This is a genomic window from Haloplanus rubicundus (assembly GCF_003342675.1).
Lineage (GTDB): Archaea > Halobacteriota > Halobacteria > Halobacteriales > Haloferacaceae > Haloplanus > Haloplanus rubicundus.
Window position 1 is genome coordinate 670,687 of the sequence record NZ_CP031148.1, and the last position, 23,859, is coordinate 694,545.

27 protein-coding genes are annotated in these 23,859 nt (G+C 68.1%); 20 read left to right on the forward strand and 7 right to left on the reverse strand.

Annotation, left to right across the window (positions count from 1 at the left end; translation table 11 throughout):
- Positions 1-12: 12 nt before the first annotated feature.
- Genes DU484_RS04260 through DU484_RS04270 form a run of 3 tightly spaced genes read left to right on the forward strand, consistent with a single transcriptional unit; the run spans position 13 to position 1,717 of the window.
- Positions 13-1,062, forward strand: coding sequence for a zinc metalloprotease (locus tag DU484_RS04260; protein WP_114605189.1), 1,050 nt, complete (start codon positions 13-15; stop codon positions 1,060-1,062).
- A gap of 10 nt (positions 1,063-1,072) precedes the next feature.
- Entirely contained in the window at positions 1,073-1,351 is a 279-nt protein-coding gene (locus DU484_RS04265) for a hypothetical protein (RefSeq protein ID WP_114606710.1), read from the forward strand.
- A gap of 36 nt (positions 1,352-1,387) precedes the next feature.
- Positions 1,388-1,717, forward strand: coding sequence for an aspartate/glutamate racemase family protein (locus tag DU484_RS04270; RefSeq protein WP_114584947.1), 330 nt, complete (start codon positions 1,388-1,390; stop codon positions 1,715-1,717).
- A gap of 1 nt (position 1,718) precedes the next feature.
- Here the strand turns inward: DU484_RS04270 and DU484_RS04275 are convergent, their stop codons facing one another.
- Complete coding sequence (locus tag DU484_RS04275) at positions 1,719-2,249, reverse strand: OsmC family protein (RefSeq protein WP_114584948.1); 531 nt, start codon at positions 2,247-2,249, stop codon at positions 1,719-1,721.
- A gap of 201 nt (positions 2,250-2,450) precedes the next feature.
- Here DU484_RS04275 and DU484_RS04280 point away from each other — a divergent pair, with 201 nt between their 5' ends.
- The gene (locus tag DU484_RS04280; RefSeq protein WP_114605190.1) at positions 2,451-3,251 is read left to right on the forward strand and encodes a DUF7839 domain-containing protein; all 801 of its coding nucleotides are present in this window, start codon (positions 2,451-2,453) and stop codon (positions 3,249-3,251) included.
- 9 nt (positions 3,252-3,260) lie between these two features.
- Here the strand turns inward: DU484_RS04280 and DU484_RS04285 are convergent, their stop codons facing one another.
- From DU484_RS04285 to DU484_RS04295, 3 genes are all read right to left on the reverse strand, one after another.
- On the reverse strand, positions 3,261-4,547 hold the full coding sequence (locus DU484_RS04285; protein WP_114584950.1) for an MBL fold metallo-hydrolase: 1,287 nt from the start codon (positions 4,545-4,547) through the stop codon (positions 3,261-3,263).
- Between the two features lie 45 nt (positions 4,548-4,592).
- Positions 4,593-5,594: a S1C family serine protease gene (locus DU484_RS04290; protein ID WP_114584951.1), complete on the reverse strand. Its 1,002-nt coding sequence runs from the start codon at positions 5,592-5,594 to the stop codon at positions 4,593-4,595.
- A gap of 123 nt (positions 5,595-5,717) precedes the next feature.
- Positions 5,718-6,431, reverse strand: a complete 714-nt coding sequence (locus DU484_RS04295) for an alanyl-tRNA editing protein (RefSeq protein WP_114605191.1) — start codon at positions 6,429-6,431, stop codon at positions 5,718-5,720.
- Between the two features lie 125 nt (positions 6,432-6,556).
- On the opposite strand from DU484_RS04295, the gene DU484_RS04300 reads away from it, so the two are divergent.
- The gene (locus tag DU484_RS04300; protein ID WP_114605192.1) at positions 6,557-7,399 is read left to right on the forward strand and encodes a halocyanin domain-containing protein; all 843 of its coding nucleotides are present in this window, start codon (positions 6,557-6,559) and stop codon (positions 7,397-7,399) included.
- A gap of 15 nt (positions 7,400-7,414) precedes the next feature.
- Here the strand turns inward: DU484_RS04300 and DU484_RS04305 are convergent, their stop codons facing one another.
- Entirely contained in the window at positions 7,415-7,843 is a 429-nt protein-coding gene (locus tag DU484_RS04305; RefSeq protein ID WP_114584954.1) for a CopG family ribbon-helix-helix protein, read from the reverse strand.
- Positions 7,844-7,887: 44 nt separating this feature from the next.
- On the reverse strand, positions 7,888-8,469 hold the full coding sequence (locus tag DU484_RS04310) for a cysteine hydrolase family protein (RefSeq protein WP_114584955.1): 582 nt from the start codon (positions 8,467-8,469) through the stop codon (positions 7,888-7,890).
- 90 nt (positions 8,470-8,559) lie between these two features.
- On the opposite strand from DU484_RS04310, the gene DU484_RS04315 reads away from it, so the two are divergent.
- Positions 8,560-9,555 (forward strand): radical SAM protein, encoded by a 996-nt coding sequence (locus DU484_RS04315; protein WP_114605193.1) that lies wholly within the window; start codon positions 8,560-8,562, stop codon positions 9,553-9,555.
- A 94-nt stretch (positions 9,556-9,649) separates the two neighbouring features.
- Here DU484_RS04315 and DU484_RS04320 read toward each other — a convergent pair whose 3' ends face one another.
- Positions 9,650-9,901 carry a hypothetical protein gene (locus tag DU484_RS04320; RefSeq protein WP_114605194.1) on the reverse strand — a complete coding sequence of 84 codons (252 nt, stop codon included), beginning with the start codon at positions 9,899-9,901 and terminating at the stop codon, positions 9,650-9,652.
- Between the two features lie 87 nt (positions 9,902-9,988).
- Here DU484_RS04320 and DU484_RS04325 point away from each other — a divergent pair, with 87 nt between their 5' ends.
- From DU484_RS04325 to DU484_RS04390, 14 genes are all read left to right on the forward strand, one after another.
- Positions 9,989-10,219 (forward strand): DUF7860 family protein, encoded by a 231-nt coding sequence (locus DU484_RS04325; RefSeq protein ID WP_114584958.1) that lies wholly within the window; start codon positions 9,989-9,991, stop codon positions 10,217-10,219.
- A 76-nt stretch (positions 10,220-10,295) separates the two neighbouring features.
- A complete protein-coding gene (gene ahaH / locus DU484_RS04330; protein WP_114605195.1) occupies positions 10,296-10,628 on the forward strand; it encodes an ATP synthase archaeal subunit H in 333 nt (110 codons plus the stop codon).
- A complete protein-coding gene (locus DU484_RS04335) occupies positions 10,615-12,855 on the forward strand; it encodes a V-type ATP synthase subunit I (protein WP_114605196.1) in 2,241 nt (746 codons plus the stop codon). The genes ahaH and DU484_RS04335 overlap by 14 nt, the downstream gene beginning before the upstream one ends.
- Positions 12,856-13,046: 191 nt before the next feature.
- A complete protein-coding gene (locus DU484_RS04340) occupies positions 13,047-13,307 on the forward strand; it encodes an ATP synthase subunit K (protein WP_049934937.1) in 261 nt (86 codons plus the stop codon).
- A 19-nt stretch (positions 13,308-13,326) separates the two neighbouring features.
- Positions 13,327-13,908 carry a V-type ATP synthase subunit E gene (locus DU484_RS04345; protein WP_114584961.1) on the forward strand — a complete coding sequence of 194 codons (582 nt, stop codon included), beginning with the start codon at positions 13,327-13,329 and terminating at the stop codon, positions 13,906-13,908.
- A complete protein-coding gene (locus DU484_RS04350; RefSeq protein ID WP_114605197.1) occupies positions 13,905-14,954 on the forward strand; it encodes a V-type ATP synthase subunit C in 1,050 nt (349 codons plus the stop codon). The genes DU484_RS04345 and DU484_RS04350 overlap by 4 nt, the downstream gene beginning before the upstream one ends.
- A complete protein-coding gene (locus DU484_RS04355; protein ID WP_114584963.1) occupies positions 14,951-15,274 on the forward strand; it encodes a V-type ATP synthase subunit F in 324 nt (107 codons plus the stop codon). Before DU484_RS04350 ends, DU484_RS04355 begins: the two co-directional genes overlap by 4 nt.
- Before the next feature lies 1 nt (position 15,275).
- Positions 15,276-17,045, forward strand: a complete 1,770-nt coding sequence (locus tag DU484_RS04360) for an ATP synthase subunit A (RefSeq protein ID WP_114584964.1) — start codon at positions 15,276-15,278, stop codon at positions 17,043-17,045.
- A gap of 1 nt (position 17,046) precedes the next feature.
- Positions 17,047-18,456: an ATP synthase subunit B gene (locus tag DU484_RS04365; RefSeq protein ID WP_114584965.1), complete on the forward strand. Its 1,410-nt coding sequence runs from the start codon at positions 17,047-17,049 to the stop codon at positions 18,454-18,456.
- 109 nt (positions 18,457-18,565) lie between these two features.
- Entirely contained in the window at positions 18,566-20,233 is a 1,668-nt protein-coding gene (locus DU484_RS04370) for a bacterio-opsin activator domain-containing protein (RefSeq protein WP_114605198.1), read from the forward strand.
- Positions 20,234-20,289: 56 nt separating this feature from the next.
- Positions 20,290-21,039, forward strand: a complete 750-nt coding sequence (locus tag DU484_RS04375) for a bacteriorhodopsin (RefSeq protein ID WP_114605199.1) — start codon at positions 20,290-20,292, stop codon at positions 21,037-21,039.
- Positions 21,040-21,259: 220 nt separating this feature from the next.
- Entirely contained in the window at positions 21,260-22,075 is an 816-nt protein-coding gene (locus tag DU484_RS04380) for a lycopene cyclase domain-containing protein (protein ID WP_114584968.1), read from the forward strand.
- The gene (locus DU484_RS04385) at positions 22,076-23,134 is read left to right on the forward strand and encodes a Brp/Blh family beta-carotene 15,15'-dioxygenase (protein WP_114584969.1); all 1,059 of its coding nucleotides are present in this window, start codon (positions 22,076-22,078) and stop codon (positions 23,132-23,134) included.
- Between the two features lie 34 nt (positions 23,135-23,168).
- Complete coding sequence (locus tag DU484_RS04390; RefSeq protein WP_114584970.1) at positions 23,169-23,852, forward strand: V-type ATP synthase subunit D; 684 nt, start codon at positions 23,169-23,171, stop codon at positions 23,850-23,852.
- The last annotated feature ends 7 nt before the right edge of the window (positions 23,853-23,859 follow it).

Genomic DNA, 23,859 nt, shown 5'->3' on the forward strand with positions numbered 1-23,859 from the left:
CCGAAGGCGAGTATGGCGACCCGCACGCTCGCCCTCGCCTGCCTCCTGGTTCTCGCGGGCTGTACGACGCCGCTCGATCCGACGGCGGGGACGCCGACGGCGGTGCCGGCCGACGGCCCAGTGTCGACGGCCGGGACGACGCCGACGGCCTCGACGCCGACCGACCGTCCCCCGACCGCGACGCCGAGCGCGAACCCGTGGGGGGACGAGCCTATCGTCGTCGCCGTCCGGAACGAGGGGTCGCGTGACCGCGACTTCGCCGCCCTCGTCCGTGAGGCGACGGCCTTCTGGGAGGAGGGATCACGGTATCTCGGCTTCGACGTCGAGTACGAGGTGCGCCCGGACGCCGAGGACCCCGACCTGATCGTCGCGTTCACCGACGAGATACCGGACTGCGGCGACGTGAGCGACGCGGTGGGGTGTGCGCCCCTGCTCACGGACTCGCGGCAGGTCGACCGCCCGGAGACGGCGTGGGTAAAGACCGACCTCTCCGACGAGTCGACGGTGCTCGTGACCGAACACGAACTCGGGCACACGCTGGGGTTGACCCACGACGACCCGCCGCGGGACGTGATGCGGGCGCGGTCGGTGCTCTACACCGAACCACAGCCGAACGCGACGGAGCGGGCGTTCCCGTGGGCCGACGCGGACTTCACGGTACGCGTCGACGCGGCGAACGCGTCCGACCCCGCGGGAGCGCGGTCACAGGTCGACCACGCGCTGACGTACTACGAGGACGACCCGCCGGGGATGCCGACGAACCTGACCTTCGAGCGTACTGACGCGGACGCGGAGGTACTGATCCGGTTCGGGCCGACGGCGGACTGCCGGGCGTCGAGCGGGTCCTGCATCGGCACGTACGGCACCGATCCGGACGGCGACGGCGCCATCGAGACGTACACACGGGTCGAAATCACGCTCGTCGGTCTCGACACCGAGGCGGTGGGCTGGCACGTCGGGTACTGGCTGGCCCACGCCTTTGGAGCCGAGGAGGACGAAGAAAAGCCGCCGCCGTTCCGCGACGCGAGCGGGCGCGACCGACGGAGCGCGTGGTGGGCGTAGCGTGAGTGGGATCGACCGCGAACGTCTCGACCGCGCGCTCGAACGCGCCTTCGACGGCGGCGAGGGGGAGCGCCGTGCCGTGGTCCGGGCGGCGGGGGACCTGGCCGACAGCGGTCGCCTCGCCGCCGACCGCGGGGCGGCACTCACCGTCGAGACGGTCGTGCGGGAACTCGACGACGCGCCCGAGGGGTCGTCGGTCTCGGAGCGCTGGAACTGGTGGGTCGGGGCGCTCGCGGTGGCTCACGGCGACGCGTACGCCCAGTTCGGGGTGCGGCGCTACGAGGAGTGAGGCGCGATTTATCCGTTCGCGGCGCGTAGCGAACGTATGGCGTACCGATTCGTACGGGCGCGGCCGAGGGTCGACCGGATGCCCGAGTTACGCGAGCGACTCGACGACGGCGACATCGCCGAGATGGAGCCGTTCGGTCGGGCGATGACGCGGTCGCTGACCGACGCCAAGTTCGACCCGAAGACCGGCGAGGCCGTGTGGGTCGAGGAGGACTACTGTTCGCCGCCGCTGGCGATGGAGCGTGCGGTCCTCGAGGAATACTTCGACTCCGTGACCGTCGTCGAGGAGAACGTCGACGAGGCGGCCGGGTGGGCACGCATCGACGACCTGCCGTCGCTGTGGGAACGCGTCCCGAGCGGCGCGTAGGTTAGCGGTCGAGCGGGGTGCCGTTCACCACCGTCGTTCCGTCCAGATCGACCGCCTGCGAGAGCGTACCGTGGACGTAACAGCAGGACTCGGCCGTCTCGACCAACTCGCGCACGTCGGAGTCGGGGGCGTCGGTCCGCAGGGTCGTCGTGTACGCGATGGACTCGAAGTCGGCCGGCTCGTCGCGGAAGCCGAGGCCACCCCGCCGGTCGATTTCGCTCTCCACGTCGACGGCGAGTTCGTCGAGTTCGATCCCCATCCGGATGGCGTTGCGGACGTACTGAGCCTGCAGACAGAAGGCGAAGCCGGCGAGGAAGTACCGAAGCGGGCGTGGGGCGGTCCCGGTGCCGCCCACCTTCGAGACGGGTTCGTCGGCGTCGAAAGTGAACCCGTCCGCGTGCGCCCGAGCGTGGTAGTTGCTGAGTGTCTCCGTCTCGACGCTCGGGTGCCCCGGCTTGATCTCGCGGGCGTCCCGAAGGCCCTCGATGCGGCGGTCGAGTCGCTCCCGAAGCGTCGTGTCGATCAGTGACATGCGGTGGCGGACGGCCGTGGGTCAGTTAGGGGTTGCGACGCCGCGTCACGACCGTCCGGCGGTCCGATTGTGCAACTCACGTGGGGCACAATTCACGTGGAATTTGCCTTAGTAATATCCATTTGTTCAATCTGCCGAAAAAAGACAATCGAACCCGCATTATGGCAAAATTACTTGTGGACCGACCACGGAGCGAACGTGATGGCAGAGAACGCCGACGAGGGCGTCCTCCGGAGCAAGCGCTCGGCGACCCGGTATCAGATTCTGGTGGGGATCGCGGAGCGCCAACCGGCAGTCAGTCAGCGGGAGATCGCCGACGACATCGGCATCACGGCACAGGCAGTGAGCGACTACCTGCAGGGGCTGATCGAGGAGGGGTACGTCCGGAGTCCCGGCCGTGGGCGCTACGAGGTGACCAAAGAGGGGGTGGACTGGCTCATCGGCCGGACGGACGAACTCCACGAGTTCGTGACCCACGTCTCGGAGGACGTGATCGGGCAGGTGGAGATCGAGACGGCTATCGCCACCGCCGACGTCGCCGAGGGCGACGCCGTCTCGCTGTCGATGCGCGACGGCGTCCTCCGGGCGACCCCCGGCACCGCGGGGAGCACAACTGCGGTTGCGGTCACGGCCGCCGAGGCGGGGCGCGACGTGGGCGTCACCGACTTCGAGGGCGTCCTCGACTACGATCTGGGCCGGGTGACCGCCGTCTCGATTCCGCGGGTGCAGGACGGCGGCAGCGTCGCCGTGGCGAGCGAGACGCTCCTCGCTCACGCCGACGACTGCGACCTGGTGGCGACGGCGGGAACCGAGGCGCTAGTGGCCGCGCGGGCGGCCGGCCTCGACCCCGACGTGCGCTTCGGCACGCCGCAGGCGGTGAACGAGGCGGCGGTCCGGGGACTCGACGTCCTCCTCCTCGCCGTCGCGGACGAACTCTCGACGCATCTGGACCGTCTCCGCGAGGGGACGATCAGCTACGAAGTCGTCGACACTGCGGAGTGACGGGCGCGCTCAGGCCTGCCGCTCCAGCGTCGCGGGGCCGACCGACACCGTCTCGCCGACCGCCGGCGCGACGGCCCGGTAGCCGTCGGCGGTCAGGTCGTCGGCGAAGGCCACACACCGGTCGCCGTGGTTGACGAGCACCGTCGCGTCGCGGTAGGAATCGAGGAAGGTTCGGAGTCCGTCGGCGTCGGCGTGCGCGGAGAAGTCGTAGGATTCGACCCGTGCGGCGACGGGCATCACCCGACCGTCGAGTTCGGCGCTGCCGGTGTCCAGCAGGTCGCGCCCGGGCGTCCCTTCCACCTGGTAGCCGGTGAGGGTGATCTTGTTCACGGGGTGGTCCCGCACCTCGGGGATGTACGTCATCGCGGGACCACCCGAGAGCATCCCGCTGGTCGTGACGATGGCGACGTTCTGGTCCGCGATCCGTCGGCGCTGGCCGTCCCGTCCGGTGACGAAGCGGGCGTGTGACTTCGCGCGGCCGAGCGCGTCGGCGTCGCGGACGAACTCCGGATGCCGGCGGAGCATCTCGGTCACCCGCTTGCCCATGCCGTCGACGTAACACGGGATGTCGTACGCCTCGCAGACGAGAAGCAGCTCCTGCGTGCGGCCGATGGCGAAGGCGGGGACGACGACGGTGCCGCCCTCCCAGAGGGTCGTCCGCACGCTCTCGGCGAAGCGCTCCTCCAGTTCCGCCCGGTCCCCGTGTTCCACGTCCGAGTAGGTGCTCTCGCAGACGACGACGTCGGCGTCGGGGCGGGCGGTCGTTCCCGCGACGAGTCGCTGACCGCCGGGGTGGTCGGCCGCGGACGCGTCGTCGAGGTGGAAATCGCCCGTATACAGCAGGCGCGTCTCGCCGTCGTCGACGAGGACGTGCGCGCTCCCGGGAATGTGGCCGGCGTTGTAGAAGGTGATTTCGTGACCCGCGGCCGTGAACGTCTCGCGGTAGCCGTGGGTCTCCGACACCTGCGTGACGCGGCGCACCTCCTCCTCGGTGAACGGGCAGTCGTACGTGCCCCCGTGGAGTTTGAGCGTGTCGCGGGCGAGCGTCAGCGCCAGTTCGCGGGTCGGCGGCGTCCAGTGGATCGGCGGGCGGCGGTCGCCGGAGAGCAAGGACGGAATGGAGCCGACGTGATCGAGGTGCCCGTGGCTGACGACGACCGCCTCGGGGTCTGGTGCCGCCACCGGGAACTGCGGCGGGTTCCCGGTCAGCGTGCCGTAATCGAGGAGGAGGCGGTCGTTGACGAGGATGGCGCTCCGGCCGACCTCGCGGGCGCCGCCGAGAAACCGAACGTCCATTGGAGACCCGTAGCGCGGCGGGGCGTTTGGATGCGTCGCTTTCGATCAGCGTCCCCGGAGCCGTCGCCGGCGGCCGTCCGCGCCGTCGTCGGGGTCCGGTCGCGCCTCCAGTCGGACGCGCTCGCTCGTCTCACGGCCGCCGCGGACGACCCGCAGTTCGACCGTCTCGCCCGGCTCCGTCTCGGTGATGAGATAGCGGACCAGCGCCTCGTGGGAGTCGATCCGCGTCCCCTCGATCCCCACTATGACGTCGCCGCCGACGGGCACCTCCCGACCCCGGACCCGCGTCGTCCGGTCGCTGGGCGCGAGGACGGTGCCGGCCGGCCCGTACCACGCGTCGACGACGAGGACGCCCCGTGGCTCGTCGAGGCCGTTCGCCTCGGCCACCGTGGGCGAGACGTCGACGGTCCGGACCCGCATGTAGGGGTGGCTGACGTGGCCGTCCGCGATCAGCCGGGGGACGACCCGTCGGAGCAGGAGCGGCGACACCGCGAAGCCGATGTTCTCGCCCGCAGTCGCGCGGTTGACGCCGACGACGACGCCGTCGAGGGTGACGAGCGGTCCCCCACTGTTGCCGGGGTTGATCGGCGCGTCGGTCTGGACGGTGTCGGGGATGGCAAAGCCCCGGCCCGTCGGCATCGAGCGGTTCGTCCCGCTGACGATGCCGGCCGAAATCGTCCCGTCGAGGCCGAGGGGGTTGCCGAGGGCGGCGACCGGCCGGCCCGGTGGCGGCGCCCGTTCGGCGACGGGGAGCGGCGTCGCGTACGCCGGCAGGTCGTCGACGCGGATCACCGCGAGGTCGGTGTAGGCGTCGGCTCCGACGACGCGGCCGACCCGCCAGTCGCCCTCGGCGAACCGGAGGTCAACCTCGCTCGCTCCCCCGACGACGTGTTGATTCGTGACGAGGTGACCGTCGGCGTCGTAGACGAACCCCGACCCGGCGCCGCCGCCGTGGTTCGTGTCGGGGTACGAGACGTAAATCGACGTCACCGACGGCATCGCCGCGCGATACACCGCTTCGTACCCTCCGTCGCTGTCCGCTTCCATGGTAGTCGTCGCCGGCGCCGTCGCCACCGGCGACGTATGATCCGGCGTCTACCGTGGGTACGCGCCCGACGCACAAGCGATCGGGGGGCCTGGGCGCGGTCCGTGCCGAACCGTCCGCGGGCGTTAGGCTACCACGTCGAATTCGATCCGCACGGCACCGTCCGCGGTCGACGACCCCGTGATCCGGACGGTTCCGATCTCGCCGAGGGCGTCGACGTGCGTGCCGCCGCAGGGACAGACGTCGAAGCCCTCGATTTCGACGACGCGCATCGGATCGACGTGATCGGGGATCAGATCGAGCTGTGCCCGCCCCTCCGGCACCGCGTCCTCGACGGCCGCGCGGGGGCGTTCGGCTTTCTGCACTGCGAGGTCGTGGTCGATAGCGGCGTTCGTCAGGTGTTCGATCTCGGCCACGTCGCCGACGTCGTCGCCCTCGAACTCGACCCACCCGCCGTCGACGCTCAGGCCGTTGCCGACCGTCGCCGCCCCGTACTCGTCGAGGACGACCCGCGAGACGACGTGCTGGGCGGTGTGGAGGCGGGTGAGGCGGTCGCGGCGCTCGGCGTCGATCCGGCCGGTGACGGTCGTCCCGGTTTCGGGGAGTCCCCCCGTCACGTCCTCGACGTAGTGTCGCACGTCGCCGTGGTTCTTCCGGGCGTCGACGACGGCCGCCTCGCCGCCGGGCCACGAGAGTGTCCCGCGGTCGGCCGGCTGTCCGCCGCCGCCGGGGTAGAAGTGGGTCCCGTCGAGGATCACGTAGTCGTCGGCCGTCTCGACGACCGTCGCTTCGAACTCGGTCACGTCGTCGTCGTCGGGGAGATAGCGGAGTTCGGTCATGCGGGTGGATGGCGAGCGGGACACAAAAACCGTCCGGGGGTGGTTTCGGCGATTCCCGGCGTCCGGGAACACGGGACGGGGTCGATCCTCCTTCGGCGGACAGTTCGAGGGGAGGTGTGAACCCGATGCACGATCCGTCCGATTGGTCCCGGCGCGAGTTCGTGACCACCGCCCTCGTCGGCACCGGCGCCCTCGCCGGCTGTCTGGCACGAGGTGAAGAACCCTCCGCGACGAACGAGCACGCGGACGCGGCCTGTCTCGACGACTGGCTGGCGGACGCGAACGGCTACGAGGGGGTGATCGAGCGCTACGGTCCCGACGACACGCCCACGGTGACGGTCGGCGAGTATCGCGGCACCCACCACGAGGGCGCGGCGTTCGATCCGGCAGGCATCCGCGTCCCGCCGGGAACGACCGTCCGGTGGGAGTGGAGCGACCACGACGACCCGGCGAACGTCGTCGCCGTCGACGGCGCGTTCGACAGCGGTGGCCCCGTCTCCGCCCACGGAACGACGTTCTCGCACACGTTCGAGGACCGCGGGACGTACCGGTACGTCTCGGAGCCGTCGCGGGACGACGGCATGTACGGCGCCGTCGTCGTCGCGGACCCGCCGTCGAGCGACTACCCGGCCGTCGACGACTGGCTGGCGGACGTGAACATCTACGACGGCACCGTCGTCGACTGGCGGGACTACCCCTCGCCCGTCGTCACCGTCGGCTCCGCCGAGGGCGAGAGCGAGTTCACCTTCTCGCCGCCCGCGGCCCGGGTGTCGGCGGGGACGACGGTCCGCTGGGTGTGGACCGGCGGCCCCCACCAGATTTCGTTCGAGGACGCCGACATCGGGAGCGCGGTGGAGACGGACCCCGGCGTGCGGTTCGAACACACGTTCGAGGAGCCGGGGGTCTACCGCTACGCCTGTGCGCCCCACCACTCGCTCGGCGCGAAGGGTGCCCTCGTGGTTGAGTAGACGGCCGAGACACCCCTACTCGGGCGACGCGAACGGCCCGAACTCGTCGACCGGCATCACCGAGTAGTCGACGCTGAGGGTGTCTTTCGTCGCCCGAATCTTGCCGACGAACGTCGAGATTGTCTCCAACTGCCCTTCGAGGACGAACAGCTCCATGCAGTAGTGGGAGCCGACGTGGCTGTGGAAGTTGGCGACGACGAGCCCCTCGTAGTCGTGTCGGAGGCCCATCATCCGCTCCTCGACGCTCGTCGTCTCGTAGTCGAAGATGACGGTGACGACGGCCATGAGGTCGCGGTCCTCCAGTCGTTTGTCCTCGAACTCGCCGAGCAGGTTCCGCGACGCCTCGCGGACGACTTCGCTCCGGCCGGTGTAGCCGTGTTCGTCCGCGAACGCATCGATTCGCTCGACCAACTCCTCGGGCATCGAGATACTGACGACGGTCATGTATTAACTCAACACCGCTCGAATATTAACAATTACTAAAACGCTCAGCAGGTCGGCAGGAAGTCGACGGCGTCGCGGGTCGTCGTCTCGCCGAACAGCCAGTCGGCGTGGGCGAGGGCGTACTCGTGGTCGTCCTCTTCGAGATAGCCGATGGCGTCCGCGACGAGGACGGGCCGATAGTCCCGGAGACCGGCGCTGCCGGCCGTGTGGAGGACACAGACGTTGGCGAGGGTGCCACAGATGAGCAGGTCGTCGATACCCCTCGCCGAGAGCCAGCCGTCGAGTTCCGTCTCGTGGAAGGCGTCGTAGGTGTGTTTCTCGACGACGTGGTCGCCGGGACGTACGTCGAGTTCGTCGACGAGTCGGGCTTCCCACGAGCCTTCGAGGACGTGGTCGCCCCAGCGCTCGAACTCGTCGTAGTAGTGGGCGTCGTCGAACTGTTCGGGGGGATGCACGTCGCGGGTGTAGACGACGCGGGCGCCCGCGTCGTGAGCGCGATCGACGAGCGCTGCCACGTCGTCGATGGCCGCCTCGCTCGCGGGGGCGTAGAGGCTCCCGTCGGGGTGACAGAACCCGTTCTGCATGTCGACGACGACGACCGCCGTGGAATCGGGATCGTACGGCATGGCTCCCGGTATGCGAGCGACGACCCTAAACGGTTGGTTCGATCCGTACCGACGGCTTTTCCCACCTCGGGGACGATTTCCCGACAACGAATGATCTCGAAGGGCTGTGAACAGTGCGCCAAGGGCGGGAAGATGGTGCTGTTCGTCTACGGCTACTGCGACCAGCGTGACTGTTTCTACTGCCCGCTCGGGGAGAACCGCAAGAACGTCGACACCGTCTACGCCAACGAACGGCAAGTCGAGAGCGACGAGGACGTGTTGACCGAGGCCCATCGGATGGACGCCCTCGGTACGTCCATCACGGGCGGCGAACCCCAGGAGGCCCTCGACCGGACCTGTCACTACCTCTCCCTCCTGAAAGACGAGTTCGGCGAGGACCACCACACCCACCTCTACACCGGCATCACGGGCGGTCGAGAGAACATGCGCCGCCTCTCCGAAGCGGGTCTGGACGAGATTCGCTTCCACCCGCCGCTCGACCTGTGGGGGGACCTCCACGGCACCGAGTGGGAGGACATCCTCCACATCGCCCGCGAGGAAGGACTGACGCCGGCGTTCGAGATTCCCGGCATCCGTGCCGAACCCGAATTTCTGGAGTTCCTCGACGAGGGCGCCGCCGACTTCTGTAACATCAACGAGTTCGAGATGTCCGACGGCAACTACCGCCGGATGCAGGCGGAGGGCTACGACCTCCGCGAGGGCCACATGAGCGCCGTCGAGTCGCCCAAAGAGGAGATTCTCGACGTGATGGGCGACCACGACCGGGTCTACTTCTGTACCTCGGTGTTCAAAGACGCCGCCCAGCACCGCCGTCGCCTGAAGCGGATGGCCCGGAAGATTCGTCGGGAGTTCGACGAGGTGACCGACGACGGCACCCTCGTCTACGGCAAGACGTGGGTCACCGAGGAGCGCCTGCGCGAACTCGGCGTGCCCGAGGAGTTCTACACCGTCAAATCCGACCACGTCGAACTCGCGTGGTGGCTCCTAGAGGAGATGGTCGACGAGGGCGACGTGGGCGAGGGCGAAATCGTCGAGCAGTATCCGACGGTCGACGGCACTGTGGTGGAACGGACGCCGCTGGCGTAGGTTTTGGTCCAGCTTTTGCGAGCGAGGGAAGCGAGCGAGTAAAAGGTGGGAGTAGCGAGTAGCGCGGCACCGGTAGACTCCGATCCCCGGCCGCTCAGTCCGCCAGTTGCTTCCGCACCGCCGCCAGTTTCGGCTGGAACTTGTCGGTGCTCATGAGGTAGGCGAAGTAGAAGGCCATCGCGCCCACGAACGCCATCCACGCGCCGAGTTTGACCTGCCCGCTCTCGGCGGTGGCGAGCGCGAAGCGTTCGACGTAGAGACCGAACACGGAGAGCCCGACGCTCCCGACGCCGAACGCCAGGAGTTCGAGCAGTTGGGGGAGCAGTTCGAGGAGTGTGGTGGTCATGGGGTTCGCAGGTCGGCAGCGGTTGTGGCTCTTTCGGTTCGCCGAAGCGAAAGGCTCTTGCGTCGAGTCGGCCGATCCGAAGCCGATATGACCGGACGCTACGGCGACTTGGACTACCCGACGCTGGCGAAACGCGGGACGCTCCTCGGCCTCTGTCTGTTCGCGGTGGGCGCCGCGGGCGAACTCGGCGCCCACGCCATGGGTCTGCAACTCCCGGCGTGGGAGGCGACGTTGCTGTTCGACGCCGAAGTCCTCGGCGTCGCCCTCTTCTTGCTCTCGCCGCTCGTGTTCGGGGTTGCCCTCCCGCTGACGGAGTGAGGTCGGCGCCGATCCGGCAGCACCGTTCCGCAAACACCTTATATGCCGATTGCGCAAGTTTCCAACGATCAGTAGTATGCCGAGACCAGAGGTTCTCGAACGAATCAAGGCGGCCGAGGAGGAGGCCGAGGAGATCGTCGCGGAGGCGGAACGGGACCGCGACGATCGGATCGCGGAGGCGCGTGAGCGCGCCGACGAGATTCGCGCCGAGGCCGAGGAGGAGGCCGAGGAGATGGCCGAACGCCGCCTCGAGGAAGCCGAATCGGAGACCGAAGCCGAGGCGACGGAGCTTCGCGAGGAGGGGCAGGCGGCCCGCGAGGAACTCATCGCCCAGGCCGAGGCACAGATGGACGAGGCCGTCGAGTACGCCATCACACAGTTCGAGGAGGCGGTGCATGCTCAGACCTGAGCAAATGAGCAAGGTCTCGGTGACGGGATCGAAGGGAGTCATGGACGACGTCGTCGAGACGGTCCACGACTGCAACCTGCTCCACGTCACCGAGTACGACGGGTCCTGGGACGGCTTCCAACCGGGCAACCCGATCGACGGCGCCGAGACGGCCTCCGAGAAGTTGGTGACGGTCCGCTCCATCGAGAGCATCCTCGACGTCGACGCCGAGGACGCCGGCCCGACGCGCATCGTCACCGACGAGGCGTTGGAGGAGGAACTCGGCGAGATCCGGGAACGCGTCAACGAACTCGAGGATCGCCGCGACGAGATCCGCACGGAACTCGGCGACGTCGAGGAGCAGATAGCGGCCGTCGAGCCGTTCGCCACGCTCGGCATCGACCTGGATCTGCTCTCGGGCTACGACACGCTCGACGTGATCGTCGGCGAGGGCAAACGCGAGGCCGTCGAGCGCGCCGTCGTCGACGCCGACGGCATCGACGCCGTCGGGATATTCTCCGAGGACGACATCGTCGCGGTGTTCGCCCGCCCGGCGGAGACGGCGGACGACGACGTGCTCACCGACGCGCTGGTCGGCGTCGACTTCACCGCGCTGGAGGTGCCCGACGCCGAGGGCGCCCCGGAGGAGTACGTCACCGAGCTCGAACACCGACAACAGCAGCTCGAAAACAAACGCCGTACCGTCGAGAACGAACTGGAGGAAGTGAAACTCGACGCGGCCGGCTTCCTGCTGGCCGCCGAGGAGAAACTCTCGATAGACGTCCAGAAACGGGAGGCGCCGCTCTCTTTCGCGACGACCGACAACGCGTTCGTCGCGGAGGGGTGGATCCCGACCGAGGAGTACACCGACTTCGCGGCGGCCATCACCGACGCCGTCGGCGATCACGCCGAGGTCGAGGAGCTGGAGCGCGCGGCGTTCAAGTCCGACGGCAGCGAGGTCCACGAGGACGTCTCGGCCGGGAGCGCCGAGGGCACCGCGGCCACCGACGGCGGGGACGAGATCCGCGCCGACGGCGGCGGCAACGTCGTCATGCGCGACGACTCGCCGCCGGTCATCCCGAACAACCCCGGCGTCGTCAAGCCGTTCGAGATCCTGACCCAGGCCGTCAGCCGGCCGAAGTACGACGAGTTCGACCCCACGGTCGTGCTCTTCCTGACGTTCCCGGCCTTCTTCGGGTTCATGATCGGCGACTTGGGCTACGGCGCGCTCTACACCCTGATCGGGTACTACCTCTACTCCAACTTCGAGGGTGACGCGTTCAAGAGCATGGGCGGTGTCACGATCTTCGCCGGGCTGTTTACGATGCTCTTTGGCATCCTCTACGGCGAATTCTTCGGCCTGCACTTGATCGCGACGTACTTCTGGGAGGGTGCGCTCGGCCTCTCGCACCCGCCGATGGAGAAGGGCCTCTCGCCCGCAGGGCAGTCCTACGCCCTGACGTGGCTCGTCGTGAGCATCCTGGTGGGCATCCTCCACCTCAACGTGGGCTACGTCTTCGACTTCGTCGAGAACCTCGAACTCCACGACGCGAAACACGCGCTCTTCGAGAGCGGGTCGTGGATCCTGATGTTGAACGGGCTCTGGATCGCCATCCTCTCGCCCGACCTCGTCGGCGCCACGCCCGACTTCGTGTTCACCATCTTCGACGGCACGGGCGCCGCGCCGGAGGGCGCCGAGGCGATTCACGCCACCTACGCGCTCGGGTTCAACGGGTTCCCACAGATCGTCGGCTTGCTCGCCCTCGGGGCCTTCTTCCTGGGGTTGATCCTGCTCGTCGTGGGCGAACCCGTCGAGGCCATCGAGTTCCTGAACGTGCTGGTGAACGCGCTGTCGTACACCCGGATCGCCGCGGTGTTGCTGGCGAAGGCGGGGATGGCCTTCACGGTCAACCTGCTGTTCTTCGGCGTGTACGTCACCGGCGAGGGACCCGAAGCGGCGTTCCACTTCGGGCTCGGCCACATGCCCGAAGTCGGGTCGATGTACCACGGCCACGAAGTGACCGAGATCATGTTCGGCGGGCTGGTTCACTCCGGCCCGGCGATGCTGATCGTCGGCCTCCTCGTGCTCGTCCTCGGCCACGCGCTCGTCCTCGCGCTCGGCGTGACGAGCGCTGGCCTGCAGGCGGTGCGTCTCGAGTACGTGGAGTTCTTCGGGAAGTTCTACGGCGGCGGCGGTCGGGAGTACGAGCCGTTCGGCTACGAGCGGCGGTATACGACCGAAGACTGAGCGCCGCGGGGGCCTCCCCCCGTGATCCGCTCCCCCGTGTCACGCCGTACCGGACGACGACCCAGTAGACGCCGGTTTCGCTCCCGTATTCGGCAATTTTCGCGGATCGGTTTGGGAAGCTTTATGACGGTCGTAGAGGCAACTACGGGATGTTCGGAGACGACTAAACGGACTCCACACCACTATACACAATGTACGAACTCGCAACGCAGCTGGCATCCGTCGTACTGCAGGCAGAAGGGGCAGCGGCACCGGCCATTCCGCCCACCGCCGCCGCGGCACTGGCCGTCGGGCTGGCCGCATTCGGCGCGGGGTACGCCGAGCGCGGTATCGGCGCGGCCGCCGTCGGCGCCGTCGCCGAGGACCAGGATCTCTTCGTTCAGGGGCTGATTTTCACAGTCCTGCCGGAGACCCTCGTGATCCTCGCGCTGGTCGTCGTGTTCCTGGTCTGAACACACCCTCTCGCTTATCATGAGTTTAGAAACAGTTGCCGAGGACATTCGAGACGAGGCCCGCGCGCGTGCGGAGGACATCCGCGAAGAGGGCGAAGAGCGCGCCGAAGAGATCATCGCCGACGCCGAGGCCGACGCGGAGGAGATCCGCGAGGAGCGCGAGGCCGCGGTCGAACGCGAGATCGAACAGCGGCGCGAACAGGCGATCTCCAGCGCGAAACTCGAGGCCAAGCAGGCTCGGCTGGAGGCCCGCCGCGATGCGCTGGAAGAGGTCCGCGAGGAGGTCGAGGCCGCCATCGTCGACATCGACGGCGAGCGCCGCCGGTCACTGACCGAGACGCTCCTCGAGGCGGCCGCCGAGGAGTTCGAGGAGACGGAGTCGGTCTCCGTCTACGGTCGCGCGGACGATCAGGAACTGCTCGAAGACCTGCTCGATGGGTACGAGGGCTTCAGCGTCGCCGGCGAGCACGACTGCCTCGGCGGCGTCGTCGTCGAGAGCGAGGAGTCGCGGGTTCGCGTGAACAACACCTTCGACTCCATCCTCGAGACGGTCTGGGAGGACAACTTGAAGGAACTGAGTAACCGACTGTTCGAGCGATGAGCGCGAGCCCCGGCAGTTCGAACCCCGAGTACGTCACTGCCCGCGTCCGGTCGCGCCGTTCGGCGCTCTTCAGCGACGACGACTACCGGAAGCTCGTCCGCATGGGACCGGCCGAAATCGCTCGCTTCATGGAGGAGTCGGAGTACGAGCGCGAGATCAACGCGCTCGGCGCGCGTCACTCGGGGGTCGACCTCATCGAGTACGCGCTCAACCGGAACCTGGCGAAACACTTCAACGACCTGTTGGCGTGGGCGGACGGCCGCCTCTACGACCTGATCGCCCGGTATCTCCGGAAGTTCGACGCGTGGAACGTCAAGACGGTCCTGCGCGGGATCTACTCCGGCGCGGACCGCGAGAGCGTGGAGACGGACCTCATCCGCGCGGGCGAACTGGACGACCGGCTGCTCGACCGACTGCTCGACGCGGGCTCCATCGAGGAGGCCATCGACCTGCTCGACCGGACGATGTTCGCGGACCCACTCCGTGCGGCGTTCGACGACTACGAGGACAGCGGCGTGCTCGTCCCGCTGGAGAACGCAATCGACCGCGTGTTCTACGAACAGCTCCTGTCGGGGCTGGTCGTCAGCGAGGCGACCGAGACGTACCGCGAGTTCCTGCAGGCGGAGATCGACTTCCGGAACGCCCGGAACGCGCTCCGGCTGGCCCGGAGCGGCGCCGACGTCGACCCCTCGGAGTACTTCATCGAGGGCGGTCGGCTCTTCACCGCGGGGCAGTTGAACGCGCTGGCGTCGAACGTCGACGAACTCGTCGCGACGATCCGCGAGAGCACGTACGGCGACGACCTCGACGATGCGCTCGACGAGTTCGAGGCGGCGAACAGCCTCATCTCGCTCGAGCGCGCGCTCGACGCGGCACTGCTCGAATACTCGGACCGGCTCGGCTTCGTCCACCCGCTGTCGGTGGCGCCGGTCATCTCCTACATCCTCGCGAAGGAGCGCGAGGTGGACAACATCCGCGCCATCGCCCGCGGCCGCGAGGCCGGCCTGTCCGAGGAGGAGATCGAGGAGGAACTGGTGATCCTATGAGCCAGGAAATCGCCGTCATCGGCAGCCCTGACTTCACGACGGGCTTTCGACTCGCGGGCGTGCGGAAGTTCGAGAACGTACCGGACGAACAGAAGGAAGAAGAGCTCGACGACGCCGTCATGCGGACGCTCGACGACGACGACGTCGGCATCGTCGTGATGCACGACGAGGACATGGCGCATCTCTCCCGGACCGCTCGGGAGGCCGTCGAGGGCAGCATCGAACCGGTGCTGGTCACCCTCGGCGGCGGCGCCGGCAGCGGCGGCCTGCGCCAGCAGATCAAGCGAGCCATCGGTATCGACCTGATGGAGGAAGACTAACATGAGTCAGGCAGACACGACCGTCCGAGAGGACGGCATCATCGACAGCGTGAGTGGTCCGGTCGTGACCGCCGTCGATCTCGACGCCCGAATGAACGACGTCGTCTACGTGGGCGACGAAGGGCTGATGGGCGAAGTCATCGAGATCGAAGGCGATATCACGACCATTCAGGTGTACGAAGAGACCTCGGGCGTCGGTCCCGGCGAACCCGTCGAGAACACGGGCGACCCGCTGACCGTCGACCTCGGGCCGGGCCTGCTGGACACCATCTACGACGGCGTCCAGCGCCCCCTCGACGTGCTCGAGAGCAAGATGAACAGCCCGTATCTCGACCGTGGGGTCGACGCCCCCGGCATCGACTTGGAGAAGGAGTGGGAGTTCACTCCCACGGTCGAGGCGGGCGACGAGGTCGGCCGCGGCGACGTCATCGGCACCGTCCCCGAGACGGTGACCATCGAGCACAAGGTGCTCGTGCCGCCGGGCGCCCTCGAGGAAGGCGAGACGGCGGAGATCGTCGCCATCGAGGACGGCGAGTTCAACGTCGACGAGACGGTGGCCGAACTCGACAACGGCGAAGAGATCCGGATGCGCCAGGAGTGGCCGGTGCGTGAGGCACGCCCCGCCGGCGACAAGCAGACGCCGACGGAGCCGCTCCTGACCGGCCAGCGGGTGCAGGACGGCCTGTTCCCCATCGCCAAGGGCGGGACGGCGGCGATTCCGGGGCCGTTCGGTTCCGGAAAGACCGTCACCCAGCAGCAGTTGGCGAAGTGGTCCGACGCGGACATCGTCGTCTACATCGGCTGTGGCGAGCGCGGCAACGAGATGACCGAGGTCATCGAGGACTTCCCGGAACTGCCCGACCCGCAGACGGGGAACCCGCTGATGGCCCGGACGACGCTCATCGCCAACACGTCGAACATGCCCGTCGCCGCACGGGAGTCCTGCGTGTACACGGGCATCACCATCGCGGAGTACTACCGCGACATGGGGTACGACGTGGCGCTGATGGCCGACTCCACCTCGCGGTGGGCGGAGGCCATGCGCGAGATCAGTTCGCGCCTGGAGGAGATGCCCGGCGAGGAGGGGTATCCGGCCTACCTCGCCGCGCGGCTCTCCCAGTTCTACGAGCGCGCGGGCTACTTCCAGAACATCAACGGCACGGAAGGCTCCATCTCCGTGGTCGGCGCCGTCTCGCCGCCCGGTGGCGACTTCTCCGAGCCGGTCACGCAGAACACGCTCCGCATCGTGAAGTGTTTCTGGGCGCTCGACGCCGACCTGGCCGAGCGCCGGCACTTCCCTTCGATCAACTGGAACGAGTCCTACTCCCTCTACCGGGACCAGCTCGACCCGTGGTTCGAAGAGAACGTCGCGGACGACTACGCCGAGGTCCGCCAGTGGGCGATCGACACGCTCGACGAGGAGGGCGAACTCCAAGAGATCGTCCAGCTCGTCGGCAAGGACGCGCTGCCGGAGGACCAGCAGCTCACCCTCGAGATCGCGCGGTACATCCGCGAGGCGTGGCTCCAGCAGAACGCGTTCCACGACGTCGACACCTACTGCGAACCCGACAAGACGTACCTCATCCTCACGACGATCAAGACGTTCAACGACGAGGCGTTCGACGCCCTCGAAGCCGGCGTCCCCGTCGAGGAGATCACGGCCGTCGAGGCCCTGCCTCGCATCAACCGCATCGGCGTTCAGGAGGAGTACGAGGCGTACATGGACGAACTGAAAGACTCGATTACCGAGCAGATCCGGGAGCTGTACTGAGATGAAAGAGTACAAGACGATCACCGAGATCAGCGGCCCGCTGGTGTTCGCCGAGGTCGACAAACCCATCGGCTACGACGAGATGGTGGAAATCGAGACCGCCGACGGCGAGATCCGCCGGGGGCAGGTGCTCGAGTCCGAGGACGGCCTCGTCGCCATCCAGGTGTTCGAAGGCACTTCGGGCATCGACAAGAACGCGTTCGTCCGCTTCCAGGGCGAGACGCTGAAGATGAAGCTGACCGAGGACCTCCTCGGTCGCGTTCTCTCCGGGTCGGGCGAACCCATCGACGACGGGCCCGCAATCGAACCCGAGAAGCGCGAGGACATCGTCGGCGCGGCGATCAACCCCTACTCCCGCGAGTACCCCGAGGAGTTCATCCAGACCGGCGTCTCCGCCATCGACGGTATGAACACCCTCGTTCGCGGGCAGAAGCTCCCCATCTTCTCCGGCTCCGGCCTGCCGCACAACGAGCTCGCGCTCCAGATCGCACGACAGGCGAGCGTCCCCGAGGAGGAGGAAGGTGGCGAAGGCTCCGAGTTCGCCGTCATCTTCGGTGCGATGGGCATCACGGCCGAGGAGGCCAACGAGTTCATGGACGACTTCGAGCGCACCGGCGCGCTGGAACGCTCGGTCGTCTTCATGAACCTCGCGGACGACCCCGCCGTCGAGCGGACGGTCACGCCGCGGATGGCCCTGACGACCGCCGAGTATCTCGCCTTCGAGAAGGATTACCACGTGCTGGTGATCCTGACGGACATGACCAACTACTGCGAGGCGCTCCGTGAGATCGGTGCCGCCCGCGAGGAGGTGCCGGGTCGCCGTGGCTACCCCGGCTACATGTACACCGACCTGGCCCAGCTCTACGAGCGCGCCGGTCGGATTCAGGGCCGCGACGGATCGGTGACCCAGATTCCGATTCTGACGATGCCCGGCGACGACGACACGCACCCGATCCCGGACCTGACGGGCTACATCACGGAGGGGCAGATCTACGTCGACCGCGACCTCAACAGTCAGGGCGTCCAGCCCCCGGTCAACGTGCTTCCCTCCCTGTCGCGCCTGATGGACGACGGGATCGGTGAAGGGCTCACCCGTGCGGACCACGCCGACGTCTCCGACCAGATGTACGCCGCGTACGCGGAGGGTGAGGACCTGCGCGACCTGGTGAACATCGTCGGTCGCGAGGCGCTGAGCGACCGGGACAACAAGTATCTCGACTTCGCCGACGAGTTCGAACGCGAGTTCGTCGACCAGGGCTTCGACACCAACCGCGACATCGACGAGACCCTCGACATCGGCTGGGACCTCCTCTCGAACCTCCCGAAAGAGGAGCTCAACCGGATCGACGAGGAGCTCATCGCGGAGCACTACCGCGAAGACGCGGTCGAGGAAGAGGCGACCGCGGACTGATCACGGCGACTTCTTTCATCTCGGCGGAAACCCCCGCCATTTGTTGACGATCGGACAGCAATCGTTCGGCGGTCGACAGTCATTTTATCTCCCGTTCCTACGGCAGGACATGTCTGAGGGGCCGAGTTCAACGGCTGTGGGCGCGCCCGTCGTTCCCGGGGAATCCAGCGGCGAGACGACGACTGCCGCCAGCACCGACGCCGTCGACGAGGCGTTGAAGACGCGGACGATGGACGAGGCGCCGATCGGCATCACCATCGCGGACGCGACGGAGCCGGACATGCCGCTGGTGTACGCCAACGCCGCCTTCGAGCGCATCACGGGCTACCCCCCGGAGTACGCCGTCGGGCGCAACTGTCGGTTCCTGCAGGGCGAGGGGACCCGCGACGAACCGGTCGCGAAGATGCGTGCGGCCATCGAGAACGACACCTCGACGACGGTCGAACTCCGGAACTACCGCCGCGACGGCGAACTGTTCTGGAACGAGGTAACCATCGCACCGCTCCGCGACGACGACGGCGCGGTGACCTACTACGTCGGCTTCCAGCAGGAGGTGACCCGACGCAAGAAAGCGGAGCAGGCGGCGGCCCGCCGGGCGGCCCGAATCGAGCGGGAACGCGCGGCCCAGGAGCTCCTGCTCGACCGCCTCAACGGCGTCGTCGCCGAGGTGACGAGCGGGGTGGCGGAGGCCCGGTCGCGGTCGGCCCTGGAACGGCGCGTCGTCGAAGGGTTGGCGGCGACGTACGCCGGTGCGTGGATCGGGACCTACCAACCCGCCGAGGAGGCAGTCGTCCGCGGCGCCGCCGCGGGCTGGACCGGTGACGACGAGGTAGCGGGCGAGGACGCCGTCGCCGTCGACGAGTCCCGTACCGATCCGGTCGGTGTGGCCGTCACGCGGGCGGTCACCGACCGACAGGTGTGGATTCAGGCGTGTACCGACCCGACGACGCCGGCGACGGCCGTCGCCGCGGTGCCCCTCCACTACGGCGACGCGATGTACGGTGTCGCCGTGGTGTTCGCCGAGAACAACAGCGAGTTCGACGACCACGAGCGTGCGGTCCTTCGGTCTCTGGGGCGAACCGTCGCCACGGGCATCAACACGCTGGAGAGCCAGCGGACGCTCCGAAGCGAGGAGACCATCGAACTGCAGTTCACCGTCATGCAGCATCCGCTGGTCGACGTGGCCGGCGCCCTCGACTGTCGGCTGGCGTACCGGGGGAACGTCGCCGACCGCGACCGGTCGACGAGCCTCTTCGAACTGTCGGACGCGACGGCCGAGGCGGTCCGGGCGGCGGCCGACGGCACGGCCGTCACGGTCCACGCCGTCCTCTTCGAGGGCGAGACGGGCTGTCTCGTCGAACTGTCGATCGTGGACGACAGCCTCCGTGGGCTGCTCGCGGACCACGGTGCCGAACTGCGAGACATACGCGTCGACAGCAGCGTCGCACGGTTCACCGTCGAGGTGGCCCGGGAGTCGCTGGCGCGGTCGCTGGCGGACGCCGTGCTGGAGCGATACGAGGGTGGTGATCTGGCCAGCTACCGACACACCGAGCGACGCGAAGAGACGCGCCAGGAGTTCGTCGCCCGCCTTCGCGACGAACTGACCGACCGGCAGTACGCGGCCCTGATGCGGGCGTACACCGGCGGTTTCTTCGAGTGGCCCCACGAGGCGACGGGCGACGACCTCGCCGAGGCGATGGGCGTCTGTCGGTCGACGTTCCACGAGCACCTGCGCGCGGCCCAGCGGAAGCTCATCGGGGCGATTCTGGACCGGTAGCCCAACTAGTTGGGGACGCTGCTTAGGCCAATCGACCGTCAAATATTGCCTGCATCATGCCACAACCTGGTAGCGAGGGGATTTGGCTCTGGATCGGCACGCTCGGCATGTTCCTGGGGATGTTGTACTTCATCGCCAGGGGCTGGGGCGAAACGAACGAACGGCGACAGGAGTTCTACATCGTCACCATATTCATCACCGCCATCGCGTTCGTGAACTATCTCGCGATGGCGCTCGGCTTCGGGTTGACGATGGTGACGGTCGGTGGCGAGGAGCTACCGATCTACTGGGCGCGGTACACGGACTGGTTTTTCACCACACCGCTGCTGTTGATCGACCTCGGCCTGCTGGCCGGGGCGAGCCGGAACGAGCTATCGTCGCTCGTCAGCCTGGACATGCTGATGATCGGGACGGGCGTCGTGGCGACGCTCTCGGCCGGTCCCGGCGTGCTCACCGAGGGCGCGCGGCGGCTGGTCTGGTGGGGCGTCTCGACGGGCTTCCTGCTCGTCCTGCTGTACATGCTGTACGGCTCGCTCGACGAGAAGGCCAGTCGGCTCTCGGGTGACGCGGCGTCGACGTTCAGCACCCTGCGGACGCTGATCGTGGTCGTCTGGCTCGTCTACCCCGTGTGGTGGATCGTCGGCACCGAGGGGCTCGGGGTCATCTCGCTGTACATCGAGACGGCCGGCTTCATGGTGCTCGACCTGGTCGCGAAGGTCGGCTTCGGTATCATCCTGCTGTCGAGCCGCGAAGTGCTCGACGCCGCGGGATCGACGTCGCCGGCGGCCGAACCGGCCGACGACTGAGGTAGGGGGTCTCGTTGCCGTCCGGCGACGCTCGCCGGGTCGATCCGGCGAGGGTCCCCGGCGACTTCCGATACTCCCTGCGAGACGGGGCGTCCGAACGGCGCACCGACGCCGGACGGGAGGCCGAAATTCCCGTCCGTGATAGCGCGATCCGAGAATCTTTAGGGGACAACGGCGAACGGCTGTACGATCACACGGCGGCGGCACGACGAAGATACCCATGACTGGACCAACGTACCTGCAGTTTCACCTGGCGTTCCTGCTCCCGGCCGCGATGCTCATGGTCGCGACGGCGTTCGTGAGTCGGGCGCAGATGAGTGCTGCCGTCCGCCCGCTCGGCGTCGGGCGCACGTACTGGACGGGCGTCGCCATCATCACCGTCATCGCCTTGGTGTACACGACGCCGTGGGACAACTACCTCATCGCGACCGGCGTCTGGTGGTACGGCGACGGGAGCACGCTCGTCACGCTCTGGCACGCGCCGCTCGAGGAGTACCTCTTCATCCTCGTACAGCCGTGGCTGACGGCACTCTGGCTCTCGCATCTCTCGCTGCCGACCGAGTGGCCGTCGGTCACGCGGCCGATCCGAACGCGGGTCGTCGCGACCGCTCTCGCCGGCGTCCTCTTCGTCGTCGGCTGGACGCTGCTCGGCAGCGACGCCACGTTCTACCTCGGGGCGATCACCGCCTGGGCCGCACCGGTGCTGGCGCTCCAGTGGGCGGTCGGGGCGCCACAGCTCTGGGCGCGGCGACGGCTCGTCGCGCTCGGCACGCTCGTTCCCACGACGTATCTCTGCGTCGCCGACCGCATCGCCATCGAGTACGGCATCTGGGTCCTCTCGGAGCGGTACACGACCGGCCTCACCGTCGCCGGACTTCCCGTCGAGGAGGCCACGTTCTTCCTCGTGACGAACCTCTTCGTCGTGCAGGGGCTGATCCTCTACCGGTGGGTGCTGGACTGGTGGGCCGCGGACGACCGGGACGTGTCGGAGCCCCGCGTCCCGGCCGGCATCGACCCCGAGACGGACTCGACGTAGATGACCCGGACCGTGCGCGGGACGGCGGCGCCCGGCGGCGACGCCGAACTGGCGGCGCTCGTGCGCGCGGTGGGCTGTCGTCCCGCGTGGGTCACCGTCGGCCTCGTGGGGCTGGGGTCGCTCGTCGCCGCCGCGGTCGGTCCCATCCCCGTCCCGGCGTGGCTGCGCTATCTCCCCCTGGCGGCGAGCCTGCTCCTTTTCGGCCTGCCACACGGCGCCGTCGACCACCTCGCGCCGACCCGCGCCGCCGGCCGGCCGACGACGCCCCGGTCGATGGCGGCCGTCGGCCTCGCGTACCTCCTGCTCGGCGGCGCCTACGCCGCGCTGTGGGTCGTGGCGCCCGTCGCGTCGGCGGCGCTGTTCGTCGCCTTGACCTGGCTCCACTGGGGACAGGGCGACCTGTACGCGCTGGACGCGCTGGGGAGTTCACATCTCGAAAGCGCGGGCGTGCGCGCGGGAACGGTGGTCGTCCGCGGCGGCCTCCCCATGCTCGTCCCTCTTCTGCGCTACCCGGAGCGGTACCGGGACGTCGTCGACGCGTGGGTGGCGCTGTTCGGCCGGGACCTCGGAGCGGCGTGGCTCGTCGCCCCCGACACGCGCGTGGCGCTCGGGCTGGCCTTCGCGGGGGTGACCCTCGCGACGCTCGCGGCGGGCTATCGCGACACCGCGGGGTGGCGACTCGACGCCGCCGAGACGCTGCTCCTGTGGGCGTACTTCCTCGTCGTCCCGCCGCTCGTCGCCATCGGCGTCTACTTCTGCGTGTGGCACTCGCTCCGACACGTCGGCCGACTGATGGGCGTCGACGACGGCGCCCGCGCGGCGTTCCGGACGCGGGGGGTGCTCGCGGCGCTGGCCCGGACGGGACGGGACGCGGCACCGCTGACCGCCGTCTCGGTCGTTCTCCTGGTCGGGGTGGGGGTCGTCGCCGGCGTCGACACCGATCCCCGCCTCCTGGCTGCGTTGTATCTGGTCTTCATCGCCGTGTTGACCCTCCCACACGTCGCGGTCGTGACGTGGATGGATCGGGTCGAGGGCGCCGGGCTGGGTCGGAAACAGTAAAAGGTTAACAGGCTCGGTCCACAACTCTCCGTCAATGGCCGAGGACGTCAAACCCACCCGCAAGAACCTCATGGCGATCGAGGATCGGATCGAACTCTCCGAGCGGGGTCACGACACGCTGGAACAGAAACGCGACGGCCTCATCATGGAGTTCATGGACATTCTGGACCAAGCCCAGGATATCCGCGCGGACTTAGACGAGAACTACCAGACGGCACAGCGTAAGATCAACATGGCGCGGGCGATGGAAGGCGACGTGGCCGTCCGCGGCGCCGCCGCCGCGCTCAAAGAGCACCCCGAGATCACCACCCAGTCGAAAAACATCATGGGCGTGGTCGTCCCACAGATCGAGTCCTCCCGCGTCAGGAAGAGCCTCGATCAGCGTGGCTACGGCCTGCTCGGATCGTCGGGCCGCATCGACGAGGCCGCCGACGCCTACGAGGAGCTCCTCGAATCGATCATCCTCGCCGCCGAGGTGGAGACGGCGATGAAGAAGATGCTGACCGAAATCGAGACGACCAAGCGCCGCGTCAACGCCCTGGAGTTCAAACTCCTGCCCGACCTCCACGAGAACAAGGAGTACATCGAGCAGAAGTTGGAGGAGCAGGAACGCGAGGAAATCTTCCGCCTGAAGAAAATCAAGGCGAAAAAGGAAGAAGAGGAGAAGGCGGAGGCCGAGGCCGAACGGGAAGCGGAAGTCGTCACGGCCGACGACTAGCCGTCGC